We start from the raw sequence: 1,770 nt of genomic DNA, 5'->3' as shown, positions 1-1,770 counted from the left end.
CGCGATTGCAATACCGTCGTACATGGATTACACGCAGCGTGCCAAGGTGTCGGAGATGATCCTCGCCGCAGCGCCGGCAAAGATGGCAGCGGCCGAGTACCGCGTTTCCTCGGGCGAGTGGCCGACGGCCGACGCCCTGGCGCTGCCCGCCGTCGAGACCGACATCGTCGCCAGCGTCGCGTGGGACGCCGACAACAACCAGATCGTCCTGACCGGAACAGACGAGGTCGACGGCCTCGTGGTCAACCTGCAGGGCGATGCCGACACCACCGGCGCGGTCCGCTGGGACTGCTGCATGGCGGCGGAGGCCGAGAACAAGCAGCTGGCGCCGGCTAACTGCCGCGATGCCTGTGGTGGGGATGAAGTAGACTGATATGTTTTGACCTGTCAAGGATTGGCACTGAGTTTTTTGACACGCCTCTTCAATCCTTTTCAAAAACAATTTGTTGTGGGGCCTGTGGGTATGTGGGCGCGAGGCCCGAGAGTGTGGGCAACCGGTGGGCCGCGCCGCCCCGGCCGTACCGGCTTACGCAGGCCTCTCGGCGCGGTCCATGGGTTGTCCACACGTCTCCGCTCGGGCCGGTCCGCAGGGATGCGGACGCGTCCACATATCCACAGGCCGACGGTAGCGTCGATACAGACCCATTGGCTCAGGGCACCCGGCGGCAGACTGCGACGGTGGATCATGCTGATATGCGTGGATTGGGTACCACCGGACTTCACTGCGTCGCGGAGCTGGCCTTTCTCTAAGAGCAGGGATCGGCGTGCGGGATGCCCGCTGTGGGATTCTCCCGCACGCCGCCGGTCTAGTCCCAACAAGGGTTCTCCACACCGGCCGCGGATGCCCTGAGTCAATGGGTCTGTTGTCTGTCTCATCGCCCGATCACGCCGGTTTCACCCGCGCAGCAGCACCGCGCGCCGCCTCTCAGGCACTGCGCGCCGCCGCGAGCCGTGGCATCTCCTGGCGCACGATGTCCCAGAGAAAACCCGCCAGCTCGCGGGCGATGGCCGCGCAGACGAGCTTGGTGTTCTTGCCGGCGCGCGTCATGGTGCGATAGCGCCCACACAAGCGTACCTGCGCCTTCCAGGCAATCTGCTTGGCCGCCGGCGAGGCGCTGCTGGCCTTGGCCTTCAGATGCTTGGTCTGGCGAGCCGGGAAGCGGTAGCTCCAAGCCGATTCGATGAGCATGCGCCGAGCATGGCTGTTGCCGGTGAGCGTGATCGCCCCTTGGCGTCGACGCCCGCCGGAGGAATGCTCGCTCGGCACCAGGCCGAGGAAGGCCATCAGCTGCTTGGGCGAGTCGAAGCGGCTGATGTCGCCGAGCTCGGCCAGCAGCACGATGGCAGCGAGCTTGTCGATGCCGCGCAGCGCCACCAGCGAGTCGACCACCGCCGCCAGCGACCACTCGGGCAGTGCCCGCATGAGCTGATCGTTGAGCTGGGCGACCCGCTCACCGGCGGCGCGTTCGGCATCGATGTAGGTCTGCAGCACCACCTGCTGCCAGGGATCATCCATCTTCAGCTCGGCCAGCCAGTTCTCGTGCGCCGGCGTCCAGCGGCTCTTGCCCTTCGGCCAGTGGTGGCCGTGACGCAGCAGGAAGGCGTTGAGTTGCTGGCGCGCCTTGCGCTCCTGCGCCTTGAGGTCATCGCGCGCGCGGCTGAGATCGCGCATGCGCTCTTGCTCTTGGTCGGGGACCCACACCCCCGTCAGATCCCCGCTGCGCAGCAGACGCGCGAGCTTCAGCGCATCGCGCCGGTCGGTCTTGATGC

Annotated in this window: 2 protein-coding genes; one reads left to right on the top strand and one right to left on the bottom strand. The window is 66.6% G+C overall.

The features are described 5' to 3' along the window. On the top strand, positions 1 to 373 hold a 373-nt coding region (locus tag I6U14_RS17585; protein WP_296901094.1), incomplete at its 5' end, for a pilin. A 552-nt stretch (positions 374 to 925) separates the two neighbouring features. Here I6U14_RS17585 and I6U14_RS17580 read toward each other — a convergent pair. Then, positions 926 to 1,770, bottom strand: an 845-nt coding sequence (locus tag I6U14_RS17580; RefSeq protein WP_296901093.1) for an IS110 family transposase, incomplete at its 5' end; no start/stop codon positions are given.

The organism is Thiohalocapsa sp., from assembly GCF_019695415.1.
In the GTDB taxonomy this organism is placed as follows: domain Bacteria; phylum Pseudomonadota; class Gammaproteobacteria; order Chromatiales; family Chromatiaceae; genus Thiohalocapsa.
This window is presented reverse-complemented; position numbering and strand designations above follow the sequence as displayed.